15 protein-coding genes are annotated in these 18,274 nt (G+C 34.7%); 7 read left to right on the top strand and 8 right to left on the bottom strand.

The features are described 5' to 3' along the window. Positions 1-149: 149 nt before the first annotated feature. Positions 150-941, bottom strand: a complete 792-nt coding sequence (locus tag IPZ78_RS14890) for an amidohydrolase (protein ID WP_225554782.1) — start codon at positions 939-941, stop codon at positions 150-152. Positions 942-1,019: 78 nt separating this feature from the next. Next, on the bottom strand, positions 1,020-2,030 hold the full coding sequence (locus tag IPZ78_RS14895) for a polyprenyl synthetase family protein (protein WP_225554783.1): 1,011 nt from the start codon (positions 2,028-2,030) through the stop codon (positions 1,020-1,022). 76 nt (positions 2,031-2,106) lie between these two features. On the opposite strand from IPZ78_RS14895, the gene IPZ78_RS14900 reads away from it, so the two are divergent. Both IPZ78_RS14900 and IPZ78_RS14905 read left to right on the top strand, forming a co-directional pair. Beyond that, a complete protein-coding gene (locus IPZ78_RS14900; RefSeq protein WP_225554784.1) occupies positions 2,107-3,270 on the top strand; it encodes a glycosyltransferase family 4 protein in 1,164 nt (387 codons plus the stop codon). Then, positions 3,267-3,599, top strand: a complete 333-nt coding sequence (locus IPZ78_RS14905; RefSeq protein WP_225554785.1) for a metal-sulfur cluster assembly factor — start codon at positions 3,267-3,269, stop codon at positions 3,597-3,599. The genes IPZ78_RS14900 and IPZ78_RS14905 overlap by 4 nt, the downstream gene beginning before the upstream one ends. Here the strand turns inward: IPZ78_RS14905 and IPZ78_RS14910 are convergent. From IPZ78_RS14910 to IPZ78_RS14920, 3 genes are read right to left on the bottom strand one after another with little or no spacing between them, the layout of a single operon-like run. Continuing rightward, complete coding sequence (locus IPZ78_RS14910; RefSeq protein WP_225554786.1) at positions 3,596-4,900, bottom strand: cation:proton antiporter; 1,305 nt, start codon at positions 4,898-4,900, stop codon at positions 3,596-3,598. The two genes, IPZ78_RS14905 and IPZ78_RS14910, sit on opposite strands and share 4 nt — an antisense overlap. A 3-nt stretch (positions 4,901-4,903) precedes the next feature. Further along, on the bottom strand, positions 4,904-5,383 hold the full coding sequence (locus tag IPZ78_RS14915) for a cation:proton antiporter regulatory subunit (RefSeq protein WP_225554787.1): 480 nt from the start codon (positions 5,381-5,383) through the stop codon (positions 4,904-4,906). A gap of 57 nt (positions 5,384-5,440) precedes the next feature. Then, positions 5,441-6,223, bottom strand: coding sequence for an MBL fold metallo-hydrolase (locus tag IPZ78_RS14920; protein WP_225554788.1), 783 nt, complete (start codon positions 6,221-6,223; stop codon positions 5,441-5,443). 126 nt (positions 6,224-6,349) lie between these two features. Between IPZ78_RS14920 and recJ the strand changes: the two genes are divergently transcribed. From recJ to IPZ78_RS14935, 3 genes are read left to right on the top strand one after another with little or no spacing between them, the layout of a single operon-like run. Then, complete coding sequence (gene recJ / locus IPZ78_RS14925; protein ID WP_225554789.1) at positions 6,350-8,050, top strand: single-stranded-DNA-specific exonuclease RecJ; 1,701 nt, start codon at positions 6,350-6,352, stop codon at positions 8,048-8,050. Positions 8,051-8,081: 31 nt separating this feature from the next. Beyond that, positions 8,082-8,816 (top strand): LPS export ABC transporter ATP-binding protein, encoded by a 735-nt coding sequence (gene lptB / locus IPZ78_RS14930; RefSeq protein WP_225554790.1) that lies wholly within the window; start codon positions 8,082-8,084, stop codon positions 8,814-8,816. A gap of 25 nt (positions 8,817-8,841) precedes the next feature. Next, positions 8,842-10,359 (top strand): GH3 auxin-responsive promoter family protein, encoded by a 1,518-nt coding sequence (locus IPZ78_RS14935; RefSeq protein ID WP_225554791.1) that lies wholly within the window; start codon positions 8,842-8,844, stop codon positions 10,357-10,359. On the opposite strand, the gene IPZ78_RS14940 is transcribed toward IPZ78_RS14935, so the two are convergent. Continuing rightward, the gene (locus IPZ78_RS14940; protein ID WP_225554792.1) at positions 10,356-11,069 is read right to left on the bottom strand and encodes a tetratricopeptide repeat protein; all 714 of its coding nucleotides are present in this window, start codon (positions 11,067-11,069) and stop codon (positions 10,356-10,358) included. The genes IPZ78_RS14935 and IPZ78_RS14940 overlap by 4 nt on opposite strands. 15 nt (positions 11,070-11,084) lie before the next feature. Beyond that, the gene (locus IPZ78_RS14945) at positions 11,085-11,639 is read right to left on the bottom strand and encodes an RNA polymerase sigma factor (protein WP_225554793.1); all 555 of its coding nucleotides are present in this window, start codon (positions 11,637-11,639) and stop codon (positions 11,085-11,087) included. 69 nt (positions 11,640-11,708) lie between these two features. Between IPZ78_RS14945 and IPZ78_RS14950 the strand changes: the two genes are divergently transcribed. Beyond that, entirely contained in the window at positions 11,709-13,721 is a 2,013-nt protein-coding gene (locus IPZ78_RS14950; RefSeq protein ID WP_225554794.1) for a PKD domain-containing protein, read from the top strand. A gap of 6 nt (positions 13,722-13,727) precedes the next feature. After that, positions 13,728-16,274, top strand: coding sequence for a CHAT domain-containing protein (locus IPZ78_RS14955; protein ID WP_225554795.1), 2,547 nt, complete (start codon positions 13,728-13,730; stop codon positions 16,272-16,274). Positions 16,275-16,380: 106 nt separating this feature from the next. Here IPZ78_RS14955 and IPZ78_RS14960 read toward each other — a convergent pair whose 3' ends face one another. Continuing rightward, the gene (locus tag IPZ78_RS14960) at positions 16,381-18,144 is read right to left on the bottom strand and encodes an OmpA family protein (protein WP_225554796.1); all 1,764 of its coding nucleotides are present in this window, start codon (positions 18,142-18,144) and stop codon (positions 16,381-16,383) included. Positions 18,145-18,274: the final 130 nt, after the last annotated feature.

Below are 18,274 nucleotides of genomic sequence, written 5' to 3' on the forward strand. Positions count from 1 at the left end.
AACTCTTTGTCGTTTAATAATGATTCTCTGTCAATCATAATAATAAAGTTATGTAAATAAAAATGTGGAATCCAATTATTTATGAACTCCACATTTTATTATTTACACACTTTATAAGACAGTGTCTAAGTAGTCATTTATTAATATTATTACGACAATTCAAATTTATCACTATCCTCTAGAAAAGGGAACATATCCCGTGACTTTTGAATATCTTGGGGATTTAAAGTAAAAGTATATAAATCCTCATCCTCAGGCTTGTAATATACGACATCCCCCATTGGTGAGATGCACATTGAACCGCCTGAATAATAAACTTCATTTCCATCATGACCTACCCTATTCACACCGATGACATAAGCTTGATTTTCAATAGCACGTGCTGGAATTAAAGCTCTCCAATGTGCAGAACGTTTGTCTGGCCAACTTGCGGTATACACCAATAAATCATAACCATTAACAACATTTCTGGACCATACTGGAAAACGTAAATCATAACAAATCATTGGGCATATTTTCCATCCCTTCAATTGCAAAATGATACGTGAATTTCCTGCTGTAAAATAATCCTTCTCACTAGGATTACCTTCCTTCGCTAAACCAAAAAGATGTCTTTTGTCATAATGTACATAACTACCATCTGGCGACATCCATACAAATCGATTGAAATAATTATTATCCTCAACTATGATTAACGATCCTGCAACGACACAATCATACTTCTTTGCTGTCTCATACAGCCATCGCATAGTTAGGCCATCCATCTTTTCTGCACATTTCTCTACATTAGTAGTGAACCCTGTATTAAACATTTCAGGCAGAATAATTAAATCTGTCTTTTCTCGTAATGAAGACAATCTTAAGCTTAAATTTTGAAGGTTTTTTTCAATATTTTCCCAAAAAATATAAGCTTGAAATATAGTGATTTTTATAGGTTCCATTATTGGTTTATTCCCTCTTTGAAATATTTTTAATCTAATATACCAATTTTCAGTAAAAAATTTACAACAAACTCATTTCTATTTATTACGATTCAACAAAGTATTTGATAAAACGATCAAATCTTGTTTATTTTCGTCTTTAACTTCAATAGAATTCAAGCTAATTAATGACCTGCTAGAATACTCTTCTTTTAACGTATTAGCTTGTTCAAATATTTTGTATTTATTATACATTTTTTTCATTAACTCCACTTTTTCTTTACCAGCAGATTCGTCTAATGCTAAAATAGAATTGAATTCTTCCAGATCCTCAGCTCCCAAAGCTCTTCTCAACAGTATATATAGAATTGTCTTTTTATTCACAATAATATCACCGCCTACCTGCTTGCCAAATGTTTCTGGATTACCAAATGTATCTAAAATATCATCTTGCAACTGAAAAGCTATTCCAAGATTGACACCAAACTCATAAAGTTTAATTCTATCTTGTTTATTAGCACCTGCAATAATCGCTCCCATTTCTAATGCTCCCCCTAATAATACAGAAGTCTTTAGACGAATCATATTAATGTATTCATCCTGAGTTACATCATTACGTTGCTCAAAATCCATATCAAACTGTTGCCCCTCACATACTTCTAACGCAACCCGATTGAATGTTTTAAGTAAATCTGGAACTGATACAATGGGACATTTGGATAATTCTTCATAAGATTTTACCAAAAGTGCATCTCCCGATAGAATTGCCACGTTGTCATTCCATTTTTGATGTACTGTTTGTTTACCACGACGAAGTGGAGCTTTGTCCATTATATCGTCGTGCATCAAAGAAAAATTATGAAAGTACTCAATAGCTATTGAAGCGGGAAGAACCGTTTCAAGATTTCTATACCCAAACAAACTGGCACCCATAAAAACTAATTGGGGACGAATTCGCTTTCCCGATAGAGATAATATATAATGAATAGGTTCGTAAAGATTATTCGGTGATTCAGGTAATTGTATATTTTCTAAAGCATCACTGATTTTCTCAGCGTAGTACGGATTTCCAAACATATGTAGTACGTGAATATTCTCACGAAGATACATATATATTTTAATACGGTTTTACATTTCCTTGTAATTTGCCTCTGCAATTAATAGTATATTTGTAGAAAAAGTATTGATGCGAATTTTAATTGTCCATAATTATTATCAACACAAAGGAGGTGAAGACGTCTTGTTTCAACAGGAAGTTGAAGCATTACGAAAACATCACCAAGTGGAGACAATAACTTTTCAAAATCTAAAAGGTTTTGAAGGATTAAAACAGTTTGCACTATATCCATGGAATATTTTTGCAGCAAATAGAATTTTGCAAAAAGCGAAAGGTTTCAACGCTGAAATTATACATTTCCACAATATCCATTATGCGATAGGTCCATTTGCAATCAGAAAATTGTATAACGCAGGATTCAAAATCGTGATGACTTTGCATAATTACAGATTGATTTGCCCATCAGCGACTTTATTTTTTGATGGTAAATTATTTACCGCAAGTCTTGATGAAGATTTCCCGATAACAGCTGTAAAAAAGAAGGTCTTAGATCGATCTTGGGTGAAAACATTGATAACAGCTTGTGTATATTACTTTCATCGTAAGATGAAAACATGGGATATGGTACACAAATACATTGTATTATCCAATTTCGCAAAAGAAACATTCCGTGTTAGTCCATTTGGAGTTGAACAATCTAAGCTAGAGGTGAAACCTAATTTTGTCCCTACACCAACTATTTTAGAAAAAAATCCACAACCCAACTTTATATACATTGGTAGATTATCAGAAGAAAAAGGTATTATTCCTTTACTAGAAGCTATAAAAAACACCGAATATCATATCAAAATATTGGGAACAGGACCACAACTCGAAGAGGTTCTTACTATAGTCAACAACAGTTCAAATATCGAATACCTAGGCTTTCTATCCCAAGAAGATGTTACTAAAGAGTTAAACAATAGCTCAGCACTAGTTTTTCCATCAATATGTTATGAAGGTATGCCAATGACAATTATTGAGTCTTTCGCTTTAGGTATACCTGTACTATGCAGCAATATTGGAATTTTAGAGCAGATGGTAACGCCTAACTATACAGGTTTACATTTTGATATTCATAATAAAAAAAGCATATTAGATACTTTAGATTTGTACACTAAATTATCTGAAGACGATAAGAAACGAATTAGTATAAATTGCAAAAATGAATACAGTAGCAACTATACAGAACAAAAGAACATACAGTTTTTGAACTCTTTGTACTCAAAGGCTATAGAAGAAAATAATATATGAGTAATATAATAGTAATCGATCATTTGGGAATTGCTCCTAAAATCAAGGAGGTGTTAGAGTCAATCTATGATCCAGAGCTTAAACCTGCAAATATTGTAGATTTAGGTCTTATCTATGAAATCATCACAAAAGAGGGAGGCATTGCAAAGATCGTTATGACATTAACTGCACCTGGCTGCCCTGTCGCAGGAGAGATCATGGATGAAGTACAGCGCAAAGTAGCAGCTATCGAAGGTGTTAACGAATCATTAGTAGAGCTTACGTTTGACCCACCATGGAACAGAGATATGATGTCTGAAGAAGCAAAATTAGAATTAGGATTTCTCTAGTCTTCCTTCTTAACAGAAGCTTCCAAATCTGCCAAGGTCTTTTTAGATTTGGAGGCTTTTTTATCATCCCCAAATAAACCCGTCCATATATTTCTTGATTCTTTAGTTAATAATGGTGAGACTATCGAAAGAATCAACACATATACCACCACGAAAGATTGTAAGACTGGCAACAATCCTCCTGCTTTACCTATGTTTGCCATAATAATGGAGAATTCACCACGAGCAGAAAGGGTAAATCCTATATCAAAAGATGTCTTTGGCTTCATACCCGAGAAATGTGCCGCAAAGTAACCTGAAGCTACATTACAGATAACAGTAATCACAGCCGCTACAGCTGCCCAACCTACCGCTCCACCTAGCGAATAAATATCAATAGACAATCCAAAGCTAAAAAAGAACATTGCACCAAAGAAGTCCTTATAAGGCAACACCATAGCTTCAATTTTCTTTATATATTTCGAATCGGCAAAAACTAAGCCTGCCATCAAAGCACCAATAGCTTCTGCTACATGTATCGTTTCAGAAAAACCTGCTATTACGAATAATAAACTGAAGATAATAAGAATGAAGAGCTCGGATGACTTATCTTGCAATATCTTATCAATAAAAGGAACGAGTTTTCGTCCCAAGATAAGAAAAGTAAGAATAAATCCTAGTGCCAGCAACGAAGTACCAATCACAGACCAGGCAGAAGACCCTCCTGTTAATATTAATCCTGACAAGAATGATATATGCATCGCAATGAACAAATCATCAAACATAATCATACCCATGATTACCTCCGTCTCTGCATTAGCAGTCCGTTTCAAATCCGTCAAAACCTTAGCTACTATCGCAGTAGATGAACTTGTCATCAACCCACATAGCACCATAAGCTCTTTAAAAGGTAAATCCATCAACCAGCCTATGAGTAATCCTGAAACAAAGTTGAGGATCACGTATAACGTACCACCTGTTACGATAGATTTGCCTGATTTGATCAGCCTGCTTACAGAAAATTCCAACCCTAGATAAAAGAGTAAGAATAGCACACCCAATCTCCCCATGAAATCAATAAACGGTTTACTCTCACTGAATGTAAAGAAAGACCAAAGAGAATCTACTTTAGATGTAAGGTTTGGGTTGTTAATCTGTGCTAAAAAATCGGCAATAAATCCGGGGTATTCTTTATTGCCTAACAACATACCTATAATAATAAAAAAAGGAATGACAGAGAAGCGTAATCTATTAGCCAACAATCCAACAGATGCAACTAACAAAACGGCAATTCCTATTTCTAATATTATGATATGCGACATATATTACACTAATAATTCTTTAAGAAGTTTGATATTTTTAGCTTTACCTGCGATGACCAAAGTATCCCCTGGCTCAATGATATAATCAGGTCCCGGATTGATTTTGGTTTCTGAGTCTTTGATAGCAGCAATAATAGATGCTCCTGTTTTCTGACGAACGCCCAATTCACCTATGCTCTTATTCACACCGTCATTTGACGCTTCTACTTTGTACCATTCGATACGCAAATCGTCTAATGCGACTTCGATAGTTTCCAAAGCCTTTGGCTTATAAGATAATCCACCAATTATTCCTGCCACTTGACGCGATTCTTCATCCGACAATGTCATTACACAATGTGTTTCATTATCCTCTTCGTCATGACGATACAATTCACGACGACCGTCATCATGAATCACTACGACCATATTGTCACCAGCTTCCGTTTCAATCTGAAACTTCTTGCCTATACCAATAAGATCACTTTCTCTAACTATTGACATAATACTATGTTATTAGTTTTATAAAAACTGATTTATTCAAATATAATAAAAATGAGGCTATTTGTTAGGATCAACTAACATATAACTGCCATCGTCTTTCAATTTAGGTATTCCCATCGCCAAAGATTTGCCATGGTAAAATAAATAAATCCAGCCTTCTGGAGCTCCTTGCTGCCAATATTCTTTACGTTTGTCGCGGGCTGCTCTTCCATCAAAATCATACTTTGCAATGAAGTTTTTGAATAACTCTTCTGGTTCTGGTAAAACATCTCCACCAAAGAAAAAATGTTCCCCACCTGTCTTGATATGAAAAGCTTGGTGACATTCGGTATGCCCTCCATTTACTTCATAACTTATTTCATAATTCACCACACCATCTCCCTCGACCAAATTAAGATTTCCGCTACGTTGGATCACATCAAACACTTCTGTACGATATGAAGGAGATTCTGATGCGTAAGCGTTCTCCCATTCTCCTCGTTGAATAATATATTCTGCTTCAGGAAATGCTACACGCCCTACTCCATTTTTAAAGTCTACCAATCCCCCTGTATGATCTTTATGCAAATGCGACATCAAGACATACTTCACGTCTTCGGGCTCAAATCCCAATTTACGAATACTATGATGAATCAACAACTCATCATCTTCCGTTCGAAATCCTAAACCAGCATCGCAAAGAATCAAACCATTCGTAGATTCTATTAAAAAAGGATGAACATGAACAAATAAAGATCCTGGACGGCTTTTTGGATCATCTTTTAAGGGGTCAAATGGCACGAATTTTTTAGTGGCATCTACAGAGAAGGAACCTTCAAATAAAGAATATGCTTGAATCATTCTTTTATATTATTGTATAATATTGTAAATATGATAGTTAGGAAATCCTAAATTAATTATCAACTGAGAGTATTAGGTTACTACACCTATAAAATGTATATTTACATACAAATATTGTGCAAAGATATGCAAAAAAGGTGGGTCCTAAAACCAAAAAGTAATAGCAATAAAGTCATTCATTTAAAATCAGAACTAGGTGTCAATGACATCGTTGCAAATCTTTTGGTAAGTCGGGAAATTGAAACCTTCGAGCAAGCAAAGTATTTTTTCAGACCTTCCTTGGATCATTTGCATGATCCTTTTTTGATGAAGGACATGAGCGTTGCAATATCTCGTATTGAAAAAGCTATAGGTAACAAAGAAAAAATTCTAATCTATGGTGATTACGACGTAGATGGTACCACAGCCGTATCCGTTGTTTATAGTTTTTTTCGCACTTTCCATTCCCGAATTGAGTTTTATATTCCAGATCGGTACGCTGAAGGTTATGGCATATCCACTCAAGGTATAGATTACGCTGCAGAAAATGGATTCTCTCTAATAATTGCACTAGACTGTGGTATCAAAGCTATTGACAAAATAGGCTATGCAAATACGAAAGGGATAGATTTTATAATTGGAGACCACCATTTACCTGGTGAAACAATTCCAAATGCTGTGGCTGTGTTGGATCCAAAGCGAGTAGATTGCGAATACCCCTATAAAGAATTATCTGGATGCGGAATTGGTTTTAAAATTATTCAGGCATTTGTCCTCAAGAATAATATGGATCTGGAAACTGCCTACCAATATTTGGATTTAGTAGCGGTAAGTATTGCATCAGATATAGTTCCTATCACCGGTGAAAACCGAACATTGACGCATTTTGGTTTAAAAAAATTAAACACCAATCCATCCGTTGGATTTAGAGCTTTAATTGACTTATCTTCAAACCGCACACGTACGTTCACAGTAAACGATATTGTATTTCAAATTGGTCCCCGTATCAATGCTGCTGGTCGAATAGAGCATGCGAAAGACGCGGTGAGATTATTGATTTCAAAATCAGAAGAAGAAGCTAAAAACTTTTCTAGTGCAGTAGATGATCAAAATAATGTGCGCAAAGATTTTGATTTGACAATAACAAAGGAAGCACTATCAATCATTGAATCATCCTCTGAAAACCAACGTCGTAAATCAACTGTTCTATACAAATCAGATTGGCACAAAGGAGTAATCGGAATTGTAGCCTCGAGACTGACCGAAAAATATTACAGACCAACTGTAATTCTTACGCAAACTAACGGTCACATAGCGGGTTCAGCTCGTTCAGTAATTGGATTTGACTTATATGAAGCCTTAAGTGAGTGTAGCGATTTGTTAGATCAATTTGGCGGACACAAATACGCTGCAGGTCTGACTATGCGTGAGGAAAACATAAGTCTTTTTCAGCAGAAATTTGAGGATGTGGTTCAAAAAACCATAAAACCAGAAATGCTACAACAAGAAGTTAGCATAGATCTCGAAATACAATTTAAAGATATAGACAGCAAACTATACCGTATATTAAAACAATTTGAACCCTTCGGGCCTCAGAATGAAGCTCCAGTATTTATGTCTAAAGATGTACGTATTATCGGATCTGCGTATATTGTAGGCAACAATCATTTAAAATTAACTGCTGTACAAGATGGTTCGCCTGCTTTTGAATGCATTGCGTTCGGTTTAGCGGAACATTTTGACCATATTCAAAGACAACTCCCCTTTGATATCTGTTATACGGTAGAAGAAAATAATTGGAGGGGTAAAAAGAATTTACAATTAAATATTAAAGCAATCCGATATTAAAATATATTTGCAATAGCTGAAATATTGATTCATGATACTTAGAGCAGAAAATCTCATCAAGAAATATAAACAACGGACTGTTGTTAATGATGTTTCATTTCACGTGGAGCAAGGAGAAATTGTAGGTCTACTTGGTCCTAATGGTGCTGGTAAAACTACATCCTTTTATATGATTGTAGGGCTTATTAAGCCAAATGATGGTCACGTATTCTTAAATGATGAAGAAATAACAAAAGACGCTATGTTTCAACGTGCGCAGAAAGGTATTGGATATTTAGCCCAAGAGGCATCAGTATTCCGAAAACTATCTGTCGAAAACAATATATTAGCTGTCTTAGAAATCCACTACCCTAACAAGGAAGAGCGCATGGCAAAACTGGAAGAGCTATTAAGCGAATTTAGTTTACATCGTGTTCGCAAAAATCGTGGTGATCTATTATCTGGTGGTGAACGTCGTCGTACTGAAATAGCTAGAGCATTAGCCGCAAATCCAAATTTCATACTCTTGGATGAGCCATTTGCAGGGGTTGACCCCATAGCGGTGGAAGAAATCCAGTCAATCGTTTCTAAATTAAAAGCAAAAAACATAGGTGTACTTATCACGGACCATAATGTACAAGAAACTCTATCAATCACAGATAGAGCTTATCTATTGACAGAAGGAAAGATTATGCTGACAGGTAAACCTGAGGAGATTGCAGAAAATGAAATGGCAAGGAAATTCTATTTAGGACAGAATTTTGTATTACGAAGAAAAAAACTCTAACTTCCAATACTAATCATACTAAATTATGGCCATTCTTAATTCTATTTTCTCATGGATAATGCAAAAAAGAATTCATCAAATTGAACTCTTTATCAAATATCCACATGATGTTCAAGAAGAATGGTTTCAAAATCTTGTCTCTGCTGCTGAAGCAACAGAATGGGGTAAAAAATATGATTACAAAAGCATACTTACCCCTGAAGAATTCAAAAATAGAGTACCCATAAGTGATTATGATGATCTAAAAGAATACATAGACCGTATGATCAAAGGTGAACAGAACATTTTATGGCCATCAGACATAAAATGGTTTGCAAAATCTTCTGGTACAACAGCTGACCGCAGCAAATTTATCCCTGTTAGTTTGGAAGCGTTAGAGGAATGTCATTACCAAGGAGGTAAAGACATGTTGACAATTTTTTGCCACAACAAACCAAACAACAAAGTTTTTACAGGTAAATCTGTCGTGATAGGAGGCTCCTCACAGATAAATAATTTTAGTCCAGACTCTTATTATGGTGATTTGTCGTCCATTTTATTGCGTAATCTTCCTTTTTGGGCTGAATTTTTACGTACACCAAATTTAGAAATCACATTAAACCCAAATTTCGAGGAAAAAATAGAGCAAATTGCAAAGCTTACTATAAAAGAAAATGTAACGAGCCTAGCTGGTGTTCCTACTTGGAATATTGTGATGGCGAAGCGTATTCTCGAAATCACAGGCAAAGATAACTTATTGGAAGTATGGCCTAACCTAGAATTCTACGGACATGGGGGAGTAAGTTTCACGCCATATCGCGAACAATTCAAACAGCTAATTCCTTCTGATAATATGTATTATTTGGAGAATTATAATGCTTCTGAAGGTTATTTTGGAATTCAAGATCAGTCAGATTCTGACGATTTGTTGTTAATGCTCGATTACGGAATTTATTACGAATTCCTACCAATGGAAAATTTGGAAGATGAACATCCAAAAACATTAGGCCTTCACGAAGTCGAAATCGGAAAGAACTATGCACTCATTATATCAACGAATGCAGGTCTTTGGCGTTATAAAATAGGTGATACAATTAAATTTACTTCTCTATCCCCTTACCGTTTCCAAATCTCTGGTAGAACAAAACAATATATTAATACATTCGGAGAAGAAGTAATTGTAGATAATGCAGATCAAGCGTTGAAAATGGCATGTCAAGTTACAGATGCTATCATAAAAGATTATACAGCTGGACCTGTCTATTTCAGCAACAACGATGCTGGAGCTCATGAATGGATAATTGAATTTGATAAGCAACCTTCTGATTTCAACACCTTCTGCGAAACATTAGACAATAGATTACGAGAGATTAATTCAGATTATGACGCCAAAAGATTCAAAAATTTGGCTTTGGGTCAACCCATTGTTCACAATGCCCCAAATAATACGTTTTACTCTTGGATGAAATCTCGTGATAAACTTGGTGGTCAAAATAAAGTTCCTCGTCTTGCCAATAATCGAGATTATTTAGACCCTTTACTGAAGTTAATCCATCGAAATTAATTCATCTTCTTTAATAATTTCTCTGCCTTTTTGCCCAAGTCTCCTTGACTAGGGATCATTTTAAGCAAAGCAATTGCATCTGAGGTTTTACCCTGTTTGTCCAAGCTTACAGCAAGATAATATTTTGCTTCGTCTTTGAAAATAGATTGACCTTCAGCAATTGTGGTTAATTTCTCACTAGCTTCAAGCCATTTTTGCTCACCTAAGTAACTTAGCCCCACATAATATTGATACTGGATTACATCCGGCTCTTTTTCGATTAAAATATTAAGTATAGCACGTGATTCTGCATATGATTGTTTATTGTACAATTGCACAGCCTCTTCATATTGTTCATTTGATTCTTGACCTCGCACAATTTCTGACTGCATTGATGGTAATTCATACAAATTATCGCTAGGACTGAACAAGAAGAGATATCCCGCGAACAATAAACATGCAGCACTTGCTACAGCCATCAATGGCTGTAGACGTTGAAAAATCCCTTTTTTACGATATTTCATCTTATTCTCTGCAAGAAATAATGATTCTCGTAAATCTGATTCTCCAGAAGTCAATCTTTTGTTCAAAATTCCATGCACCTCCTTTTGCAGCTTGACCAAATTTCTGAATTCGATATCTTGATTAAGATGATTCTCAAATTCTATCAAGTCCTGCCCTTCCAAATGTCCTTCTATGTAATCTTGAATTTTGTCTGCTAAATGTTCCATTGCAATAATCAATTTTTAAAATAAACCACATTCTTTCACCTTTTTAACAAGTGAAGCCATACATTCACTCTTTTTTTTACGAAGATATGCATAGGAAATACCCATAGATTCAGCTATTTTCTCTTGATGCTTTTCCAGCATACATCTTTTGATAATTTGCTGGCAACTTTCGCCCAAAGTATCTAACAGAGCCATTACTGTATTCTCTCGGTTTACTGTTTCCAACATTTCATCCCAAGCTTGTGATGAATCATCTTCAACATATAATACACTTTTCTCAAGATTTGTTACTGGCATTCGTTGATTTTTTTTCAAGACGTTCAACCATTTCCGTTTACATACTAGCCCCAAAAAAGCTCCAAAGCTCGTCGTCAGCTCAAAATCTTTTTCAATTGACATATGGTAGATATCTACTAATGATTCTTGCAAAATATCATAACCATCATCTTCAGAACCGCTATTCTGCTGTATAAGGGTAACAATCTGCTTAGAATATTTATTATATATTAATTGAATGCCCTCACTGTTATTATCCTTGAGGTATTTAATATAAATTTGGTCAATATGCATTTAATTGGCTATTACTTAGTAAATTTAATAATATTTCTACATAATCATTATTTTATATAACCTAAAATTATGGGATTGAAATTACTACCAATATTTTTTCTATTGATTGTAAATTTTTGTTTTGCACAAAGCGATACATCATTGACTCCTATCGATACTTTCGAAAGTAATATTGATATTTATGAAGAGAATGGGGTATTTCATTTTAAACCGGTTTTAAGGCCATTGGTTCAAATACCTGGAGGTAGAGCTCCTTATTATAAGTATTTATGGGATTTCGGTGATGGACACTTCAGTACGCAGCCAGAGCCCAGTCATCAATACGCCAAACCTGGCCAATATGAAGTCTCTGTATATGCTGTGAACAATTATGATTATGGACCGAAACCCAAAAGGCCTAAAAAACCTGTGAATAATAAACACAGCAATACGGCAATTGCTAGTATTCATCCTAATAACTTTGAACAGAATTTCTTTAACTCAAATGGAATATTTCAGATTTATAAGCTATCCGATGCCAAACCTGGTGAAGACATGCAGCTGGTATTAGGTGTAAATACAGGAGGTCAAAAGGGAAAAGTATATATTCTATCTAATGAAAAAATAGCCGGTTTAAATGGGTTCAAATTAGCGCATCAAAGCAAGTACTACCAAGAGAAGATAGATACCATTTTAAAAAATGACCATTTACAAAGTATGTGGGCTACTATCAAACAATCAACTTTCACTAAAACGGGGAGTCCAGATTATGGAATAAAAGAGATATCTGAGTTTAGCTCAAGCCAGCAAGCTGTAGATTATTTCAAAAATCTATACGGTGCTTACAACTCGCTTTCGGCATATGATATTGACCCACAGGTTTCTGATCACCAATTTTCATTATTAAATTTGGATGTCACGGAAGATATGCTTGTTGACACAAATGCTATAGTCACGATTACTGGCGTGTTTATTCCTGAAAATGGATTAGCAAATGTACATCAAGTTGACATACCCGTTGTGAAATCTCATGATCCAAACAAAATGTCGGTCAGACCTGCCCGAATGAGTTACCGCTTTCAGTCTAAAAACAAAACACTTACCTATAAAGTACAATTCCAAAACGATGGAGAGGGTGATGCCCGTCAAGTTCGTTTAGAGATGTTTTTACCACCCGAAGTCCGCAAAGAAACATTCCGTCTCAAATCCCTGTATCCACAATGTGATACTTGCGCTACCCCTTCTTCTATGGGTTGTTACCAATATTACATCAAAGATAACGGAGCCTTGGTTTTTCATTTTAAAGACATTGCACTTCCTGGTACAGCTTCAAAAACATTAACCGACCCTGATAGCTCAAAAGGATTTATTCTTTTTGAAGTAGATATGGAAAAGAAAAAGTTCCGGAATAAATCTTTCCAATCTTATACTGATATTTATTTTGACAAAAACCCTGCTATCACAACCAATATTTCTACCTCTAGATTTAGACAGATATGGTCTCCTATTGTGACTATTGGAACCGCCGCTACTTTTGGTACTCCTAAAGAAAATACGCTACAGCATCAATTCAAACCAGGAATCCAACTTGGCTTTGGATTAGCTCCAATGGCACCGTACAAAAAACCATTCTGGCAAGTTGAGATCTACACGTCCTATTACAGTCGTACTAGTACTACTGGTAGACAAGATGATAAAGGAGTGATAAGTTTCCAAGAAAACGGTCGAGATGTAAAATATGAATATCAAGCATCTGATAGTACTATAAATCGAGATTTTCTATCTGTACAATTACCAGTACAAATTCGCTATAATATTTCATCATTACTTTCTATTGGCGCTGGAGTAGCTTTACGCAAAGACTACAACGTAAAATACAGCAACACAAAAAACTTCTATTATGCATCTGCACAGGGTACTGAAGAGAATGTATACACTCAGGAGAATATAAATATGGAAAAAGAAAATAGCCCAATTAAATACAATCCCTTTTTAGATATCAATATAGGTCGCGTATATATGGGACCAGCAATAGGCTTTAGATTATCATACGATAAAAATCAAAAATCGTATAGCGGCATATATGGAATTTGGCGATTTTAGAACATAATGGAGCAATACATTAAATACTCATTATTCTATTTCTGTCTTATAATCATCCTTTGGAGCTGTCGGGAAACCAACAAAAACCAACCTATAGCTCTACAACAATTTCCTTCTATCACCTTTGAAGATTTTGGAGAAATAACGGACAATCATCCTGATAGATATATTAGTAATCCTGACTCTTTTCTCAATACCACACATCTAACTCCAAAAGATGACTATGAAAATGCTGTGTACGCATATGGTTTGGTGATGATGGCGTACAATCTTCGTGAAAACGGAAGGATATTCAAAAGTATTCAATACTATGAAAGAGCTCTAAATTTTGCAAAGATCCATACTATAGCAGATTTTGATATAGGTTTATATATTCTAAAACCCCTATCTGCATTATACATCAACGTTGATGATAATCAAAAAGCAATTGGTATACTTGAGGATTTGGTTCAATCTCAGCCAATACAAGAGAATACCTCAGGGCTTATTAATAATCTCGCAAACGCATATATCTATAATCACGAATCGAATAGGGCAATTAAACTCTTATCGAAACATATTATAGAAAAAAAAACTTCCGTACATAAAGCCTTATCTTTTAATTCACTGGCAACTGCCTATGCTAAGTCACAAGACACCATCAACAGTATACGATATAATGAATATGCTATTGCTGAATTTGAGAAATTTGAATTACGACGGGATACATTAATTTGGTATTGTTCAGCACTCACACAATATGCAGAACTTCATCATTCATCTAAACAAGCTGTTAAGGCTATTGAAATTCTTAATCATAATTTCGCGGGGACTCAATACAGAAATAAAGCAAATGCCCATTTAAGTTTAGCCTCAATTTATTTTGAAGATGAAAATTATGATGCAGCTCTAAAGAGTTACACCAAAGCCTTCGAGAACTTCAGGCAAGGCAATAGTAAATATTTTTTGGACTATAAATATACGTACACGCTATTGGGATTAGCCCGCTCTTATAAAGCCCAAAATCAAAGTGACTCTGCTTTATACTATTACGAATGGGCGGTAGAAAATGATTTCCGAACTCAACAATTAATCACAAGTGAGGCTAATCAATTAATAAATAATGTCTGGAATAAAAGTATCATAGAGGAACTGATTGAACTTTATTCAAATAATCCAACTATTCATTCCTCGGACAACAGAAAGACTTTGCTTTGGTGTATAGAATTAAGTAAAGCACGTCTTCTGATCAATGAAATCAATCGATCTGACAATTGGACCTCTGCATCAAATCAGGTCAAATCGGGTGTACAACAGATTCGACAATTTTACCAAAGATTAGACGCTTCTGAATCAGAAGAGGATAAAAAAAATATACTTGAACATATTGCAAAACTCAAAATTGAATTTGATTTATCTGAACGATACTTTGAAAACATAAATTTCAATCCCTCAAAAGATAAATTTTTAAATCGAATATTGAATAACAATAATGCTTACTATAGTTATTACATACATACAGACAAGTCTTTAAGTATTCTTTACAATATAAAAAATGACATTTCTTTAAAAAGGATTAACGATAAGTCCATTATTGACAGTTTAAACAATTTCAAAACCACATATTTTAATAATTCTCCAAAAAATTTCAATAACAATCCTGATCGCTATAAGGACTTGGCAAAACACTATTCTCAAATATTACTACCTCAATTGGACAAAAAACAAAGTGACGTATTTCTTTCTTTAGATGGCAGTTTATATGGAATACCCTTTGATGCATTGTACCGAGAAGACTTCTTGGTTAAGAATCACAATTTTGCTTACCTAAATTCGTTTTTACTATTTGACTTCATCACAAATAATACGTCTACACATGATGCCGAAATATCCCTATTGTATCGCTCCGAATATCCAAAGCCATTGCCACATTTGGAATTCGTAAAAGAAGAAGTAAATAACCTCACCACAAAATTCAAAACATTAGCGATTCCTCCCCCCCTGCAAAACGATTCCACGATTCGAGAAGCTTTTACTAAAATCAATATTATTCATATTGCAGCACATACCATTTTGGATAGTATTGAAGCCCCCAATTTATACTTACACCAAGCGATTTCGACTAATCAGCTTCGTTTTTTTGATATTAATACTCCATTGGTTTTTCTTTCAGCGTGTAATACAGGCAGTGGTCGTCCTCTTCCATCAGAAGGAACCGAGAGTATACAGAGAGTCTTTATGAGTAAAAATGTACCTTCCGTAATTTCAACATATTGGTTTGCAAATGACGAAGTAATGTTGAATTTAACATCTAATTTCTATAATCAATTACAGGAATCAAAAAATCCTATGGTTGCATTGGCAGATGCAAAGCGAAATTTCTTGAAACAAGCCTCTGCACAGCGACAAAATCCATGGTACTGGGCTAATATCAATTATACAGGTATTGGTAACAAAGTAGGCTTGAAAAAATCTTCAAACCTACCGATTGTAATTATGGGGTTAACCATTTTTGCTTTGATTGGATTTTTTACTTTTAAACGCCTCTCAAGGTCTAATAAAATTTCTATATAAATAGATTATGTACCCCTTAAGAAACTCCATTAGGCTCATGTCTTTCAGATCTTCGTCTTCCATATCCGAAGAAAATTTTGGTGATGTTTTCATAAAATATTAAATGTTAGTTGTATTCCAATACCTTTATTTCTGTTCTTCGATTTTCTTGATGTTGCTCTTCTGAACAATCAACATCATTTCCACAATTGTTTACTAATCTACTTTCACCATATCCTTTAGCAACTAATCTCGCTCTACTAATTCCCTTTGAAACGATATATGCAACTGCTGCATCGGCTCTGCGTTGGGACAATTTCAAGTTGTACTCATCATTACCTCTACTGTCTGTATGTGAAGACAATTCAATTTTCAACGAAGGATTTTGTTTCATAATGGATACAACATTGTCTAAAACTAAAGCCGCGTCTGAACGAATATTACTTTTATCAAAATCATACAAAATGTTCTTCAACACAAAAGCTGCATTATTTTGTAAATCGCAAACTCCTAACTTTAACGTAACATATAGCGTTTTGCTACGATCAAGTCCATTTGTAGATACAATTTCTGTCTGGGAATAACGACCTTGCTGATTTGCGACTACAGTAAAATCACTTTGAGCATTCAACTGATATATAAATTTCCCTTCTGCATCCGAAATTTGACTCATATTTTCTTTATTTATCATATTCGTTAATACTGTGTTGATATTTGGAAGATTACGTTCCACATTACAGTCAAATGTTTCGCCTATCAATGTGAAACGTGGATCATCATGATATATTTCTTTGAAAATAACTTTTGAATTCCCTTTGAAATCGGCTTCACTTAAGTGAAGAGTCGGAGTCTTGATACCATTCTTCTCACCTGTAATTTCATAAGTTCCTGGTTTAATAGAGAGAATTTTAGAAGCTTGACCATTCGCATCTGATACCGACCGCTCATCAAAATTAGCTCCCATCACACTTACCGTTACGCCTCCAAGTGCAATATTTGTTTGCTTATCCTTTACCACAATTTGAAGTTCTTTTTCCACAGCTACAGATTTAGGTACTTCACTGTATTGAACTACAGTAGGTTTAGCAACTGGCTTCCTAGTATTTTTGAATACATATTTTATCCCCAAACCAGCATTCAGGGTTTGATGAACAGTATATTCTATCGTCTTAGCATCTGACTGATAATGATCTACGTAATCTTTGACAAATGTCGTCGCTACTATTGCGTTAGCAGCAAGAGGTTCTAACCTTTCAGAAATAAATCGGCTTGGCTTACCACCAAACTCTGTGCCGAAGGATTGTACATAATCTATATGAGCAAAGGCACCAAAATTAGGTGTAAACATATAATTGAAACGTAAACCTCCTAATCCAACCCACGAATTCGCCTTATTGGAAGGATCATTCACCGTTTTTTCTATTTCCTGTGTAAATATTGTTCCCCTTGCATCCGCATAGGTAATAGATGAAACAAATTCTGGAAATGATTGCAACATTACCCCTCCACGTAAATATGCCTCCAATTGAAACTTATTATTTGTGAATTTATAAGAAGGACCCAATGTGAATACCAAATCTTGAAATCTTTTTTTGTTCAAATAATTCGATGATAGAAATCCATTTTCAAAAAGAAAAGAATCTATTGGAGCAATAGAATTGTATATATATCTTGCATCTACACCAATCCCCCATCTATTTTGAGAAAAATATTTATCCATAAAAATTCCACCATGATACCCTATTTTAGTATCTACCATGTTTTTATATTTATTTAATGGCGAACTAGCTCCTCCGAAAATTCCAATCTGAAAATCTCCCTTTTCTTTTTGTTGTGCCTGTGCTAGAAATGCCAATCCGATTAACATTAATGCGAGTAAAAGTTTTTTCATAATCTGATTATTTAATTTTATACTTAATTCTGCTGCTTTTCCTTTATATCAGTAAAAAACTCACATTGTTACCCCTATATTTAAAATTTAAGTAAGTAGCTCTAAATATTTTTTTTAACTTGCAATCCAA

The organism is Sphingobacterium bovistauri, from assembly GCF_020295405.1.
In the GTDB taxonomy this organism is placed as follows: Bacteria; Bacteroidota; Bacteroidia; order Sphingobacteriales; family Sphingobacteriaceae; genus Sphingobacterium; species Sphingobacterium bovistauri.